This is a genomic window from Candidatus Zixiibacteriota bacterium (assembly GCA_035574315.1).
In the GTDB taxonomy this organism is placed as follows: domain Bacteria; phylum Desulfobacterota; class Binatia; order UBA9968; family UBA9968; genus DATLYW01.
Map to the genome: position 1 here is coordinate 36,646 of DATLYW010000012.1, position 12,972 is coordinate 49,617.

Consider the following 12,972-nt stretch of genomic DNA (forward strand, 5'->3'; position numbering starts at 1 on the left):
CGGGTCAGAGATGCGGAATGACGATCTGGTTGATCTGATCGAGCGACGCCCGCAACAGGTCCAGAACGACGCTCGGGTAAACGCCGACCAGGACCACGATCGCCCCCAGCGGCACCAGGGTGAACATCTCCCGGCCGTTGATTTCCGGAAGCGCACGGTATTTTTCGTTGGTCGGCCCCAGCCACACACGCTGGATCGTCCAGAGGAGGTATCCCGCCGTCAGGATGACGCCGCTGGCGGCGATGATCGCAAGCACGGGATACTTCTGCCAGGCGCCGAGAAGCACCAGCACCTCCGAGATGAACCCGGAAAGGCCCGGCAGCCCCATCGAGGCGAAGAAGGCGAGCGCGGTCACCCCGGTGTAGACCGGCATGACGGCGGCCAGCCCGCCGAATCCTTCGATCTCACGGTGGTGCGCCCGGTCGTAGATCACCCCGACCAGGAGGAACAGCATGCCGGTGATCGTTCCGTGGTTGAACATCTGCAGCACCGCGCCATTGATCCCCTGCGTCGTAAAGGTGGCCATGCCCAGCATCACGTAGCCCATGTGGCTCACGCTGGAATAGGCGACGAGCTTCTTGAGATCCTTCTGCGCCATCGCGCAGAGCGCGCCGTAGATGATGTTCCAGGCCCCGAGCGCCCCCAGGCACCAGAAAGCGAGATCGGCGGTCGCCGCTGGCAGCATCGGATAGTTTGTGCGCAGAATCCCGTACGTACCCATCTTGAGCAGGATCCCGGCGAGGATCACGGAAATCGCCGTGGGCGCCTCGACGTGGGCGTCCGGCAGCCAGGTATGGAAAGGAAACGCCGGGATCTTGATCGCAAAGCCGACGAACAATGCCATCCAGACCACGTGCTGGAATCCCCAGCGCAGCTCGTTGAACGGCCAGAGCGGCAGGACCTGGGTGCCGTAGCGGTTCGCCTGGGCCATCAGCACCGTCATGTCGAAGGTGTGCGGCTCGCTCGTGAAGTAGAGCGCCAGGATGGCGAGCAGCATCAAGCCGCTGCCGAGGAGCGTGTAAAGAAAGAACTTGATGGCGGCGTACTCGCGGCGGGGCCCGCCCCAGATGCCGATCAGGAAGTACATCGGCAGCAGCATGACCTCCCAGAAGATGAAAAACAGGAAGAAATCCAGGGCGACGAAGACGCCCATCATCCCCGCGTCGAGCAGCAGGAACAGCGCGAAATAGCCCTTGACGCCCCTGTCGATCCCCCAGGAGGCGAAAATGCAGAGAAAGCAGAGCAGCGCGGTCAGCAGCACCATCGAGATGCTCAGGCCGTCCACGCCGACGAAGTACTGGATGTTGTACGCGGGGATCCACGGTGCTTTCTCGACGAACTGAAAACCCGGATTAGCGGGATCGAAGTTCACGAACAGCCAGCAGGCCATCAGGAGGGGCGGAACGGTGAAGGCCGCGGAGACCCAGCGAATGAGGTTATGGCTCGCCGCCGGCAGCAGCAGCACGACGATCATGCCCGCCACCGGAATAAAGGTCATGTAGGTCAGCACGTGCTCCATCTTCCAAACTCTCCCGTTAGCCCTCAGCTCCAGTAGCGGAGCTTGACGACGATCGCTAGCACCACCGCGACCAGAATACCGTAGAGATAGCCGTTGATGTTTCCGGTCTGGACCCTGCGCAGGCGGTTGCCCGCCCAGTAGGAGGTATCGGCCACCCCGTTGACGATGCCGTCGATCACGTAGAGATCGAACAGGCCGTTCAGCCACGACAGCCACCGCGTGAGCGCCGCCGAGCCGTCGACGATGCCGTCGATCACGTACTGGTCGAAGAGCGCCAGCAAGCGCGCAAGCAGGAGGCTGCCGTTGACGAAGATCGCCTGGTAGATCTCATCGACGTAGTACTTGCGCTCGAAGAGCCGATAGAAAAACCCGCCCGCGAACGACGCGAAGCGGTCGGCCGAAAGCACCCCTCGATAGTAAATCAGGTAGGCGAGGAAGAATCCCCCCGCCGCCACCGCGACCGATACCGCCATCAGCAGCAGCTCCAGCTCGTGGGAGCCGTGCTCTGCCCCGTGGCCGCCCAGCACGGGCTCGAGCCACTCGGCAAAGCGGCTCCCGCCCAGCACGGCAGGCAGGCCGATCCACCCCGCCAGCAGCGCTCCCGCGGCCAGGACTACCAGCGGCGCCGTCATGATCGTCGGCGACTCGTGCAGGCGCTCGCGGGTGTGGTGATCGGCGCGGCATTCGCCGAAAAAGACCATGAAGAGCTGCCGGAACATGTAAAAGGAGGTCATGCCCGCGCCCGCTACCCCGAGCGCCCAGATCACCGGATGGTGGTTGGAAAAAGCCAGCCAGAGGATTTCGTCCTTGGAGAAGAACCCGGCGGTTCCCGGCATCCCCGCGATCGCCAGCACCGAAACGAAGAAGGTGGCGAAAGTCAACGGCATCGGCCCCTTGAGCCCGCCCATCTTGCGCATGTCCTGCTCGTGGTGCATGGCATGGATGACGCTGCCCGCCCCCAGAAACAGGCAGGCCTTGAAGAAGGCGTGCGTCATCAGGTGGAAGATGGCCGCCGCGTAGCCACCGACTCCGATTCCCATGAACATGTAGCCGAGCTGGCTCACGGTCGAGTACGCGAGCACCTTCTTGATGTCGTACTGCGTGAGCGCGATCGTCGCCGCCAGAAGCGCCGTCGCCGCTCCGACCCCGGCGATGACGTTCAGCGTCAACGGTGCCATCGAAAACAGGAAGTTCAGCCGGGCGGCCATGTAGACGCCCGCCGTGACCATGGTCGCGGCATGGATGAGGGCGCTCACGGGCGTCGGGCCGGCCATCGCGTCCGGCAGCCAGACGTAGAGCGGGATCTGAGCGGATTTGCCGGTGGCGCCGACGAACAGCAACAGCGTTGCGAGTGTCGCCGCGCTCACTCCCCAGATCTGCTGCCCCTGAAGCCCTTGGGCCCATCTGGCCATCTCGCGGAAAGTCAGCGTCCCGTGCCCCTGGGCGTCGAACGACCAGAAGAGAAGAAAGATCCCGAGAACAAAGCCGAAATCGCCGACGCGGTTGACGATGAAAGCCTTGTTGCCAGCGCGGGCGTTGTTCTGATCCTGGTACCAGAATCCGATCAGCGCATACGAGCAGAGGCCGACGCCCTCCCAGCCGACGAACATGAGCAGCATGTTGTCGCCGGTGACCAGCGTCAGCATGGCGGCCGTGAAAAGGTTGAGATAGGCGAAGAACCGCCAGAAGGCCTTGTCGTCGTGCATGTAGCCGACGGCGTAGATGTGGATCAGGCCGCCGATCCCGGTGACGATCAGGATCATCACCGCCGAAAGCGGGTCGACTGCGAAGGCGAGATCGACCTTGAGCGAACCGAGATCGATCCAGCGGTAGAGCCGGTCGATCAGGAAGCGATGCTCAGGGCTGAGACCCGCCAGCTCGAGGAAAGCGTAAACCGAAAGCGCGAAGGCCGCGACCACGGGCGCGCAGGCGAGGACGGCGATCGCCCCCTTGCCAGCCCGCTTCTGGATCGCAGCCCCCAAAAGGCCGTTGACGATCGCCCCGGCGAGGGGAAGCAGCACGATCCAGCGCAAGTAATCGGTCTGCAGTGGTTGATCCATCTGGTGCTTTCGTTTTCGGGGGCCGCGCGCCGCGCCGACCCGGCGCGCCGTTCCCGCGGGGGCCCCGGCCTTCCTACTCCTTCAGCGTTTGCGCCCCCTCGACGTCAATGGTGTGGAAGATCTGGAAGATCGCCAGCACGATCGCCAGTCCCACGGCCGCCTCGGCGGCGGCGAGCATGATGACGAAGATGCCGTAGATCTGGCCGTCGACGCCGCCGCTGCTGAACCGCGAGAACGCCACGTAGTTGACGTTGGCGCTGTTCAGGATCAGCTCGACGCCCATCAGAACGCTGATCGCGTTGCGGCGCGTGAGCACCGTGAACAGGCCGAGCACGAACAGGACCGCCCCGATGGCGAGATACGACGACAGCTCGTTGGGTCCGAATCCGGCGATCACGGTTTTTCCTTGATCTCCTTGCGCGCGATCACCACGGCCCCGATGAGCGCCGCGAGCAGGACCAGCGATGCCAGCTCGAATGGCAACAGGTAAGTCTCGAGAAAAAGATCGCCGATCTTTCCGGTGGTGGCCGCGTAGGCCGTCTCCTTGGCCTTCGCCCACGGCGTCTGTCCCGCGGTTCCGACGAGCAATCCGAGCAGAATCGCCACCAGAATCAGGGCCGGCACCCGCCCGGCCGCGCGGTTGGTGATTTGCACATCAGTGATGCGGTGGGTGAGCATGACGGCGAACAGGATCAGGATCAAGATGCCCCCCACGTAGATCAGCAGTTGAACGGCGGCCACGAAGTCCGCGCCGAGGAAAACATAAAGCCCCGCCACGCCCATGAAAGTGCCGAGCAGAGAGAAAGCCGAGTAGATGATGTTCCGGGAGAAGGCCACCATCACGGCTGACCCGATCGTAACCAGCGCGATGAAATAGAAGACCGCTGCGGAAATATCCATAAGCTTAAGTAGGTATTCGGGGTCGTTGAAAGCCGGAAGGCTTTCCGGGTCAATTACCGGAAGATCCGTTCCGGATCAAGCGTATTCGAAGACCTGGAGCCTGCTTCCTGGTAAGCCGCCTACCCCTCCTCTGCAGCCGCCCCTCCTTCCGGCGTGGCGAACTCGTCGAGATATTTCTGACCGATCTCGACCTTGGCCGCCAGCCGGGGATCGGTCTCCCCGCCCTTCTTGGGCTTGTACAGGGGTTGCATCTTGGGCGCGAAGTGACGCACCAGCCCGGCGGGGTTGTAGCTCGCGCCCTCGAACTCCTGCGAATGGCGGATCGCCCCGGTCGGACAAGCCTCGGAACAGAGGCCGCAGTACATGCATTTGCAAATATCGATGTCGAAATGGGTGAACTGCCGCTGCTTGGTCTCCTTGTTCATGTCGATCCCGATCGTGATGCAGGTGATCGGGCAGACCCGCTCGCACGCAAGGCAGCCGGTGCAGATGTCCAGATCGACCTCGAGGATCCCGCGATAGCGCCGCGGCAGGGTCTCCTGCACCGGCACCGGGATGCGGTCGGGATACTGGACCGTGATCGGCCGGCGCACGAGATGGGAGAAAGTGATCGTCATTCCCTCGAAGACCGTCCGGACCGTGTCCGTGATATCCCTCACGTAGGTGGCAAGGTTCATGATCGCTTCCTAAATGTAGGGCTTGAAATAGAGCTCCGGCTTGGCGTGGCGGATCTGGAACATCACGCGGAGGAAAAAAATCACCACGAGCGCGACTCCGAGGCCGAACATCGCGCCGCTGGCGATTTCCTGAACGTCGCGCGGCAGGAACATCCAGCCGATCGTCCCGAGCAGACAGACGAACGCCAGCGGGACCATGTACTTCCAGCACAGCGTCATCAGCTGATCGACGCGCACCCGCGGCAACGTGGCGCGCACCCACATCGCGACGAACACCCACAGGTAGGCCTTGACGAAGAACGCCAGGAACTGAAGCACCCCCAACAGCACGGGGTCGCCCGTGATCGGCGGCACCTGCCAGCCTCCCATGAACAGCGTCGTCGCCACCGCGCCGATCACGTACAGGTTGCCCCACTCGGCGAAAAAGAAGAACAGGAAACGCATGCCGCTGTATTCGGTCACGTAACCGGCGACCAGCTCCGACTCGGCTTCGGGAATGTCGAAGGGCGTACGGTTGCCCTCGGCGAGCGCCGCGGTGAAATAGAGGAAGAAAGCAGCGAAGGTGAAGGGGTTGTGGAACAGGAACCAGTCCCAGGGAGCCCACCCCTGCGCGCGGATGATCCCCTGCATGCTCATCGTGCCGGCCAGGAACACCACGGTGAGCACGGCCAGGCCGGCGGGAATCTCGTAGCTCACGATCTGCGCCGCCGAGCGCATCCCGCCGAGCAGCGACCATTTGTTGTTGGAGGACCAACCTGCCATGAGAATGCCCACGACGACCAGCGAGGTCACGGCCAGCACGTAGAGAATTCCGATGTTGAGGTCCGCGACGATCAGGCGGCTGCCGAACGGGATCACGACGAAGGTGCAGAGAAAGCCCATGAAGACCACATACGGCGCCAGGGCGAAAAGCTTCTTGTCCGCGGCCGCCGGAATCAGGTCCTCCTTGAGCAGGTTCTTGATGCCGTCGGCGAGCCACTGCAGGATTCCCTGGGGCCCCACGCGGTTCGGACCGACGCGGGACTGCATGCGCGCCCACACCCTCCGCTCGAGCCAGCTCGTCACGCCCGCCAGCGGCGCGACGAAAACCGAAAGCACGACCAGCGCGACGAGCACCATGGCGCCGGCGTAAACCAGCTCCTTGGGAACGCCGGCGAAATAGCCTTGTTGGATCAGTTGGTCGAGATAAGCTTGCATGCGCCGTTCTTCCCGCTCAGCGATCGATCTCCGGAGCGTCGACGTCGAGGCTGCCGATCAACGCGATCAGGTCGGCGACCATGATCCCCCGGCTGAGCTTGTCGATGATGCTCATGGCCGTAAAAGATCCCGTGCGGATCCGCACCCGATACGGGTACTCGCTGCCGTCGCTCACTACGTAAAACCCCATATCCCCCCGGGGAGCTTCGACCCGCGCGTAGCACTCGCCGGCCGGCGGTTTGAACTTCCGCGGCACCTTGGCGATCGCCGGCCCCTTCGGCAGCATCTTCAGGCACTGCCGCAGGATCTTGCAGCTCTCCTGCATCTCCCGAATCCGGACCCAGTAACGGTCGAAGCTGTCGCCCAGCTTGCCCACCGCGCCGCTTCCTACCGGAACTTCGAACTCGAGCTCCGGATAGATCGAATAGGGAATGTCGCGGCGGATGTCCCACCGGACTCCGGACCCCCGGAGGTTGGGACCGACCAGGTTGTAGGACAGGGCGTCTTCGCGGCTGATCACCGCCACGCCCGCGAGCCTCTCCCTGAAGATCTTGTTTTCCGACAGGAGCCGGTTGAACTCGTCGACGATCGGCTCGAAGTGATCGAGAAACCGGGCGATGCGCTCGCAGGTCTCCGGCAGGATGTCGTAGCCGACTCCGCCGATGCGGATGTAGTTGTACGTCAGGCGCGCGCCGCAAATCTCTTCCATCAGGTCGTTGATGGACTCGCGCTCGCGCAGGGCGTGGACGAAGGGAGTCATCGCGCCGATGTCCTGCCCGAACGTCCCCACCGAGATCAGATGGCTCGCGATGCGGTTGAGCTCGCAGGCGATCACCCGGCAGAACTCGCCGCGGCGCGCCACCTCCACCCCGCCGAGCCTCTCCGCTGCCATGCAAAAACCCTGGTTGGCGAACATCGCCGCCAGGTAGTCCGCCCGGTCGGTGTAGGGGACGTAGCCGTGCCAGGTCACCTTTTCGCCGATCTTCTCGATCGAGCGGTGCAGATAGCCCACGTCGGGGATCGCCTCCCCGATCACTTCACCGTCGGTCTTCACCACGAAACGAAGCACCCCGTGCGTGCTCGGGTGCTGCGGCCCGACGCTGAGCGTCATCTCTTCCGTGAACACGCCTTCCGTCTGAAGGGAGGGAACGTCGTTCATGAGCATCCTACCGCAAAAGCTTTTCGACCAGCGGTGCGCGCTGTGTGCTGATGCCGTCGTATTCTTCCTGCTCGACGTAGTCCTTGCGCAACGGGTGTCCCACCCAGTCCTCCGGCAACATGATGCGGCGCAGGTCGCTGTGGCCCACGAAAACGACGCCGAACAGATCGAAGACTTCGCGCTCGAACCAGTTGGCGACCTTCCAGACCTCCTCGACCGTGGCGATCTGCGGGTTGTCGCGGGGCAGATCGACCTTCAAGACGATCTGGTGGCGCTTCTCGTACGAAAAAAGATGATAGACCACCTGGATCTTTTCGGCCTTAGGCCAGTCGAGCGCGGTAAGATCCGACAGCACCTCGAATTTCAGATCGGGGTCGTCGCGGAGAAAACGGCACACCTCCACGATCGCCTCGGCAGCTACCGTGCAATAGGGTTCGTGCACCTCTCCCTTGAACTCGCCGACCTTTCCCGGGAATCGGCTTTCGAGGCGCGCGTAGATTTCCGGAGCTTCCATCCCGCCTAGGCTTCGAGCCGCTCCTGGGCGGCCGATGAGGGGCGCACCAGCCAGCGCTCGCGCATCATTTTGTCCTGGATCCGCAGCAGCCCCTCGGTCAGAGCTTCGGGCCGCGGCGGACAGCCCGGGACGTAAACATCGACTGGAATGATCTTGTCGACCCCCTTACAGACCGAGTAGGCGAGCTGGAACAGGCCGCCGCAGTTCGAGCAGCTCCCCATTGAAATCACGTACTTGGGGTCGGGCATCTGATCGTAAAGGAGCTTGGTCCGCTTGGCCATTTTGTAAGTGAGCGTGCCCGCGACGATCATCAGGTCCGACTGCCGCGGCGTGGCCCTTGGCACCGCGCCGAAGCGGTCCAGGTCGGCCCGCGGCCCGCCCGTCTGCATCAGCTCGATCGCGCAGCAGGCCAGCCCGAAGAGCATGTACCACTGCGAGGAGGCGCGACCCCAGTTGAGGATCTGATCGACCTTCGTCGTGAAAACCGTCTCGGGAAGAGTGTTGAGCAGCGGTTTCATCGAACCTCCCGGCTCTCAAAACCTACGCCTTGACCTTTTTCACCCACTCGAGGTCGCCCTTCGCCCAGGCATAAACCAGGCCGAGAAACAGGATCCCGACGAACACCAGGATCTCGACAAAGGCGAACAACCCGCGCCCGCTTTCCAGCATTCCCCGAAATACCGTGGCGACCGGGAAGATGAAGGCGATTTCAACCTCGAAGATGATAAAGATCAGGGCGACCAGATAGAAGCGGATGTTGAAGTTGACCCAGGCGCTCCCCATCGACGGCTCGCCGCACTCATAGGTGGAGAGCTTCCTCACCTGCGGATTGTATGGCCTCAGCAATCGGCCAATCAGCAGGTTCACCCCGACGAACGCGAGCGCCAGGATGGTAAACACCAACACGTTGGCGAAATCAAATAACATCGCAACTATCCGTAGTTACACGTTACGGTGGATGAAGCGAAGCTTTTCCACTATAGGCACAAAAATTTTCCGGAATCAACGGCCGAACCAGACCGGAGGCGCTCGCGCCCGCCCGTCGGCGGAAGGCGCCCCCGCGGCTTTCCAAGGCCGTTACGGCACGGTGTCCCCCCGATTGCCATCCGATCGGTCTTTGACTAGATTCGAACCTCGAAAAAAACGGCGCCCAGGCGCCCGCCCCGCGGCCTTCGAGCGGGACTGGCGCGGCTTTGCGGAGGGACCATGCGGATTGAAACCGAACGAAAGATGAGACGCTGGCGCGAGCAGCGCTGGCTCCTGGATCAGGTCATCCAGACGCGGGGGCTGGACTGGGATCAGGGGCGCACGGGAAAGATCCTCCGGAACTGCGGCCCCGCCGTGCACAGCGACCTTCAGGAAATCGCCCGCCGGATCCAGAAATTCACCGACATTCCGCGTGAGTTTTCCAAAGCCGCCGCTCGCCGCGAAGCGCTGGCCCGGGAGACCGAAACGGCGGGGCATCTGGTGGAGGCCCGCGAGCATTACTACATCGCGTCGGTCTTCTACACCAACGCCATGTGGGCGATCTACGAGGACCACAACCCCAAGCGCATCGCCTGGCAGGAACGAAAACGCGCCTGCTACGATAAGTTCATTCAGTACGCGGGCCGGCCGATCGAGCGGGTGGAGCTGCCGTACCAGGGGAACTTCGTCCAGGCGTTGCTGCATCTGCCTCCCGGCCGCAGCCAGGGAGAAAAAGTCCCTTGCGTCATGTACATCCCCGGGATGGACGGGGTCAAGGAAGACACCCCCATGAACAACGATCCGCTGCTGGAGCGGGGAATCGCGGTCTTCGCCGTCGACGGGCCCGGACAGGGCGAAACCCGCGAGCGTGGCATCAAATGCACCGCCTCGAACTACGAGGACGTCGGGCGGCTTGCGTGCGACTACCTCGTGCGCCGGCCGGAGATTGACGCCGGGCGCCTCGGCGTCCTGGGGTCGAGCATGGGCTCGTACTGGGCGCCGCGCGTGGTCGCCGCCGAGCCGAGATTCAAGGCGTGTGCGGTAAGCGGAGTGTGCATGGAGCCGGGGCAGTTCGCGATCTTCAACATGTCCTCGCCGACCTTCAAGCTCAATTACATGTACATGTCCGGCTACGACGACGAGGCGGCGTTCGACGAGTTCGCCAAAACCCTCACGCTCGAAGGCGTCGCCGCCAGGATCACCTGCCCCTACATGATCGTCGCCGGGGAAGACGACGAGCACTGCGATATGAAGTTCGTCTATCAGTTCATGGAAGAGCTCAAAAGCCCCAAGGTCCTGGTCGTTTACGAGGGCGAGAAGCACTCGATCCGAAACCCGCGCGCCCGAGTGCTGCTCATCAACTGGCTCGCCGACCGGCTGGCGGGGAAACCTTTCAAGTCGGAGAAGATTTACGTCGAGACCAGCGGCCGCGAGATCCATTCGGACTGGTAGCCGGAACCGACCTTCTTTTCGCGCGTGCTCGTTGTGGCACGGGCGGCAAACGGCCCTTCCATGCGAATCGGCTACGGAGAGCTGATCGGCGGCCTGAGCGGCGACATGTTCGCCGGCGCGCTGATCGACGCGGGTTTGTCCCTGCGCAAGCTCGATCGGGAGCTCCGAAAAATCCCGGGGCTTCGCTTCGAGCTCAGGGCCTCAACCCGGACCGTTCACGGCGTTCGGGCACGCCGCCTGAGCGTCACGCCGTCCGGAAAGCAGCCGCCGCGTTCCTGGCGGCAGATCAGGACGCTCATCGGCCGCAGCCGCCTTGCTCCCGAGTGCAAGGCCACCGCGCTAGAGATCTTCTCGCGGCTGGCGGCCGCGGAAGGGAAGATCCACGGCGTCCCTCCGGACCAGGTCCACTTTCACGAGATCGGGGCTGCAGATTCCATCGTCGACATCGTCGCCGCCGCCGTCGGCTGTCGCGAGCTCGGCTTGGGCGCTCTCCACTTCTCCAGCGTGCCGCTCGGGAGCGGCCTCGCCCGCTCGGCCCACGGCCCTTTGCCCGCCCCCGCGCCCGCGACGCTCGAGCTCCTGAAAGGAGTGCCGACCTACGGCGTTTCGGTTGCCGCCGAGACCGTGACCCCGACCGGCGCCGCGATCCTCAGGGTGCTCGGCCAATCCTTCGGCCGGCAACCCGGGATGACGATCGAGAAAATCGGCTATGGCGCCGGGCGGCAGGACTTCGCCGAGCGCCCGAATCTCTTTCGCCTTCTCGTGGGAGAGGGCGAGCCTCCCTGGACCGAAGAGGAAATGCTCGTGATCGAGACGAACATCGACGACATGAACCCGGAGTTCTACGACTACGTCTTCGATCGCCTCTTCGCTGCGGGAGCGCGCGACGTCTTTCTCTCTCCGCTCCAGATGAAGAAGAACCGCCCCGCCACACTGTTGCGCGTGCTCGCCGAGCCGTCGAAGCGGGAGGCGCTCGCACGGGTCCTTTTCCGGGAAACCTCCACGATCGGCCTGCGTTGCTACCTCGTAGGGCGCCTGGCGCTGCGTCGCTCGACGGCGAAGGTCAGGACCCGCTACGGCCCGGTGCGCGTGAAGATCGTCGACCAGCCCGACGGGGAAAAACGTGCGACGCCGGAGTACGACGATCTCAAACGCATCGCCGCTGCGAGGCACTTGCCGCTCAAGCTGCTCTACGACGAGGCGATGCGCGCCATCGAGAAATCCGGTGCCCTCGCTCCGGCCGGAGATCGCTGAAGCGGGGACTAATTCCCGACGTCCGGATAGCCCTTGAACTCGAGGCACGCTTCTACGGCCGCGCGCCAGCCGGCGAGGCTGCATCCCGGAGCCCGGTCGTAGCCGTGCCCGGGCCGGCGGGTGTCGTGGTTTACCGCGAGAGCGTTGAGCGGCGGCCAGCCGTTCTCGTGGCACCAGACGGCGATCTCCCGGAGCAGCTTTCCAACCGCCGGCTTCGCTCCCGGAAGGCGCGCGCGCTCGCAAAGCTCACCGTAGGTCAGCAGACAGGCGTCGAGACCCTCGCGTTTCCCTTCTCCCCGAGAGACGCTCTTTCGGTGCTCGAGCAGTACGCGGGCGATCGCTTCGGCTTCCGGGCTCATCTTTTCACCTGCCGCCGTCGCGTCCTGGCCGGTTGTTCTCGTACAGGGGCACCGGCTCCGCGTAAGCGCGGTGGAGGTCCGCCGTGCTCGGTCCCGCAGAACATCCCCGGGACCCGAACGAGCGTGCCGCGCCCGGCCGACTCGCACCTTAGTCCAGCACGCTCGCCAGCGCCTCGAAGCACAGTCGCTCCTCGAAGCGCCCGGCGAGCAGGGAATGTTCCACGTCCGTCTCCATGGGCTCGATCTCTCCCAGGCAAGGCACCGCCGTCAGGGTCGACAGCGCCTCGCGATTGGTTTCCGCCGCCAGCGACGCGTCCGCCGCGCTTCGGTTCAGCACGTACCCGAGCACGCGCAGCCCCTTGCAGCTCGCGTGCTCGAGCGTGAGCAGCAGATGATTGATCGCCCCCAGGCGATTGGCCGCGACCACGATCACGGGGAGCTCCAGCAGGGCGGCGAGATCGGCAAAGGTGTAGGCCGGAAGGAGCGGAACCATCAGGCCGCCCGCGCCCTCGACCAGCGTGACGTCGTGCGCCGCGCGGATCTCGCGGTAGGAGCGCACGATGCGGTCGATCTCGATCCGAACCCCGTCGCGCTCGGCGGCCAGGCTCGGCGCGAGCGGCTCGCGCAGCGCGTAGGGGCAGACGACCTCGAGCGGGAGCTCGCAGCCCGATGCCGCTTTGAGGCGAGCGGCATCGTCGGGCAGCAGGCTTCCATCGGCCCGGGCGCAGCCCGTCTCGGCCGGCTTCATCACGCCCACACGATAGCCGCGACCGCGAAGCGATGCGGCAAGGCCGCAGGCAAAGAACGTCTTGCCCACCCCTGTATCCGTTCCGGTGATGAAAATTCCCCGACCCATGGGCTCGATCGGTACTCCGGCCGACGCCGACCGCGCCGGCACCGCCGGCGCAAACCGGC

At 64.0% G+C, this 12,972-nt stretch carries 14 protein-coding genes; 2 read left to right on the forward strand and 12 right to left on the reverse strand.

Features of this window, described 5'->3' with window-relative positions:
- Positions 1-4 precede the first annotated feature (4 nt).
- The 10 genes from VNN77_02525 to VNN77_02570 form a co-directional block, all read right to left on the reverse strand.
- Positions 5-1,519 carry an NADH-quinone oxidoreductase subunit M gene (locus tag VNN77_02525; protein ID HXG50265.1) on the reverse strand — a complete coding sequence of 505 codons (1,515 nt, stop codon included), beginning with the start codon at positions 1,517-1,519 and terminating at the stop codon, positions 5-7.
- A 23-nt stretch (positions 1,520-1,542) separates the two neighbouring features.
- Positions 1,543-3,579, reverse strand: a complete 2,037-nt coding sequence (gene nuoL, locus VNN77_02530; protein HXG50266.1) for an NADH-quinone oxidoreductase subunit L — start codon at positions 3,577-3,579, stop codon at positions 1,543-1,545.
- 73 nt (positions 3,580-3,652) lie between these two features.
- On the reverse strand, positions 3,653-3,973 hold the full coding sequence (gene nuoK, locus VNN77_02535; GenBank protein ID HXG50267.1) for an NADH-quinone oxidoreductase subunit NuoK: 321 nt from the start codon (positions 3,971-3,973) through the stop codon (positions 3,653-3,655).
- Positions 3,973-4,479 (reverse strand): NADH-quinone oxidoreductase subunit J, encoded by a 507-nt coding sequence (locus tag VNN77_02540; GenBank protein ID HXG50268.1) that lies wholly within the window; start codon positions 4,477-4,479, stop codon positions 3,973-3,975. Before VNN77_02540 ends, nuoK begins: the two co-directional genes overlap by 1 nt.
- Before the next feature lie 119 nt (positions 4,480-4,598).
- Positions 4,599-5,156 (reverse strand): NADH-quinone oxidoreductase subunit I, encoded by a 558-nt coding sequence (locus tag VNN77_02545; protein ID HXG50269.1) that lies wholly within the window; start codon positions 5,154-5,156, stop codon positions 4,599-4,601.
- A gap of 9 nt (positions 5,157-5,165) precedes the next feature.
- The gene (gene nuoH, locus VNN77_02550) at positions 5,166-6,353 is read right to left on the reverse strand and encodes an NADH-quinone oxidoreductase subunit NuoH (GenBank protein HXG50270.1); all 1,188 of its coding nucleotides are present in this window, start codon (positions 6,351-6,353) and stop codon (positions 5,166-5,168) included.
- A 16-nt stretch (positions 6,354-6,369) separates the two neighbouring features.
- Positions 6,370-7,512 (reverse strand): NADH-quinone oxidoreductase subunit D, encoded by a 1,143-nt coding sequence (locus tag VNN77_02555; protein ID HXG50271.1) that lies wholly within the window; start codon positions 7,510-7,512, stop codon positions 6,370-6,372.
- Positions 7,513-7,519: 7 nt separating this feature from the next.
- Positions 7,520-8,026: an NADH-quinone oxidoreductase subunit C gene (locus VNN77_02560; protein ID HXG50272.1), complete on the reverse strand. Its 507-nt coding sequence runs from the start codon at positions 8,024-8,026 to the stop codon at positions 7,520-7,522.
- A 5-nt stretch (positions 8,027-8,031) separates the two neighbouring features.
- On the reverse strand, positions 8,032-8,544 hold the full coding sequence (gene nuoB, locus VNN77_02565) for an NADH-quinone oxidoreductase subunit NuoB (GenBank protein HXG50273.1): 513 nt from the start codon (positions 8,542-8,544) through the stop codon (positions 8,032-8,034).
- A 22-nt stretch (positions 8,545-8,566) separates the two neighbouring features.
- Complete coding sequence (locus VNN77_02570; protein ID HXG50274.1) at positions 8,567-8,962, reverse strand: NADH-quinone oxidoreductase subunit A; 396 nt, start codon at positions 8,960-8,962, stop codon at positions 8,567-8,569.
- A 270-nt stretch (positions 8,963-9,232) separates the two neighbouring features.
- Between VNN77_02570 and VNN77_02575 the strand changes: the two genes are divergently transcribed.
- The gene (locus VNN77_02575) at positions 9,233-10,444 is read left to right on the forward strand and encodes an alpha/beta fold hydrolase (protein ID HXG50275.1); all 1,212 of its coding nucleotides are present in this window, start codon (positions 9,233-9,235) and stop codon (positions 10,442-10,444) included.
- A gap of 60 nt (positions 10,445-10,504) precedes the next feature.
- Positions 10,505-11,698 carry a nickel pincer cofactor biosynthesis protein LarC gene (gene larC, locus VNN77_02580; GenBank protein HXG50276.1) on the forward strand — a complete coding sequence of 398 codons (1,194 nt, stop codon included), beginning with the start codon at positions 10,505-10,507 and terminating at the stop codon, positions 11,696-11,698.
- Between the two features lie 8 nt (positions 11,699-11,706).
- Here the strand turns inward: larC and VNN77_02585 are convergent, their stop codons facing one another.
- Complete coding sequence (locus tag VNN77_02585; GenBank protein ID HXG50277.1) at positions 11,707-12,057, reverse strand: hypothetical protein; 351 nt, start codon at positions 12,055-12,057, stop codon at positions 11,707-11,709.
- Positions 12,058-12,205: 148 nt separating this feature from the next.
- Positions 12,206-12,913 carry a dethiobiotin synthase gene (gene bioD, locus VNN77_02590; protein ID HXG50278.1) on the reverse strand — a complete coding sequence of 236 codons (708 nt, stop codon included), beginning with the start codon at positions 12,911-12,913 and terminating at the stop codon, positions 12,206-12,208.
- Positions 12,914-12,972: the final 59 nt, after the last annotated feature.

Bases quoted from the DNA above. Each gene is read 5' to 3' on its own strand.
- VNN77_02525 (HXG50265.1), bottom strand. From the start codon at position 1,519: ATGGAGCACGTGCTGACCTACATGACCTTTATTCCGGTGGCGGGCATG.
- nuoL (HXG50266.1), bottom strand. From the start codon at position 3,579: ATGGATCAACCACTGCAGACCGATTACTTGCGCTGGATCGTGCTGCTT.
- VNN77_02540 (HXG50268.1), bottom strand. From the start codon at position 4,479: ATGGATATTTCCGCAGCGGTCTTCTATTTCATCGCGCTGGTTACGATC.
- VNN77_02545 (HXG50269.1), bottom strand. From the start codon at position 5,156: ATGAACCTTGCCACCTACGTGAGGGATATCACGGACACGGTCCGGACG.
- nuoH (HXG50270.1), bottom strand. From the start codon at position 6,353: ATGCAAGCTTATCTCGACCAACTGATCCAACAAGGCTATTTCGCCGGC.
- VNN77_02555 (HXG50271.1), bottom strand. From the start codon at position 7,512: ATGAACGACGTTCCCTCCCTTCAGACGGAAGGCGTGTTCACGGAAGAG.
- VNN77_02560 (HXG50272.1), bottom strand. From the start codon at position 8,026: ATGGAAGCTCCGGAAATCTACGCGCGCCTCGAAAGCCGATTCCCGGGA.
- nuoB (HXG50273.1), bottom strand. From the start codon at position 8,544: ATGAAACCGCTGCTCAACACTCTTCCCGAGACGGTTTTCACGACGAAG.
- VNN77_02575 (HXG50275.1), top strand. From the start codon at position 9,233: ATGCGGATTGAAACCGAACGAAAGATGAGACGCTGGCGCGAGCAGCGC.
- larC (HXG50276.1), top strand. From the start codon at position 10,505: ATGCGAATCGGCTACGGAGAGCTGATCGGCGGCCTGAGCGGCGACATG.
- VNN77_02585 (HXG50277.1), bottom strand. From the start codon at position 12,057: ATGAGCCCGGAAGCCGAAGCGATCGCCCGCGTACTGCTCGAGCACCGA.
- bioD (HXG50278.1), bottom strand. From the start codon at position 12,913: ATGGGTCGGGGAATTTTCATCACCGGAACGGATACAGGGGTGGGCAAG.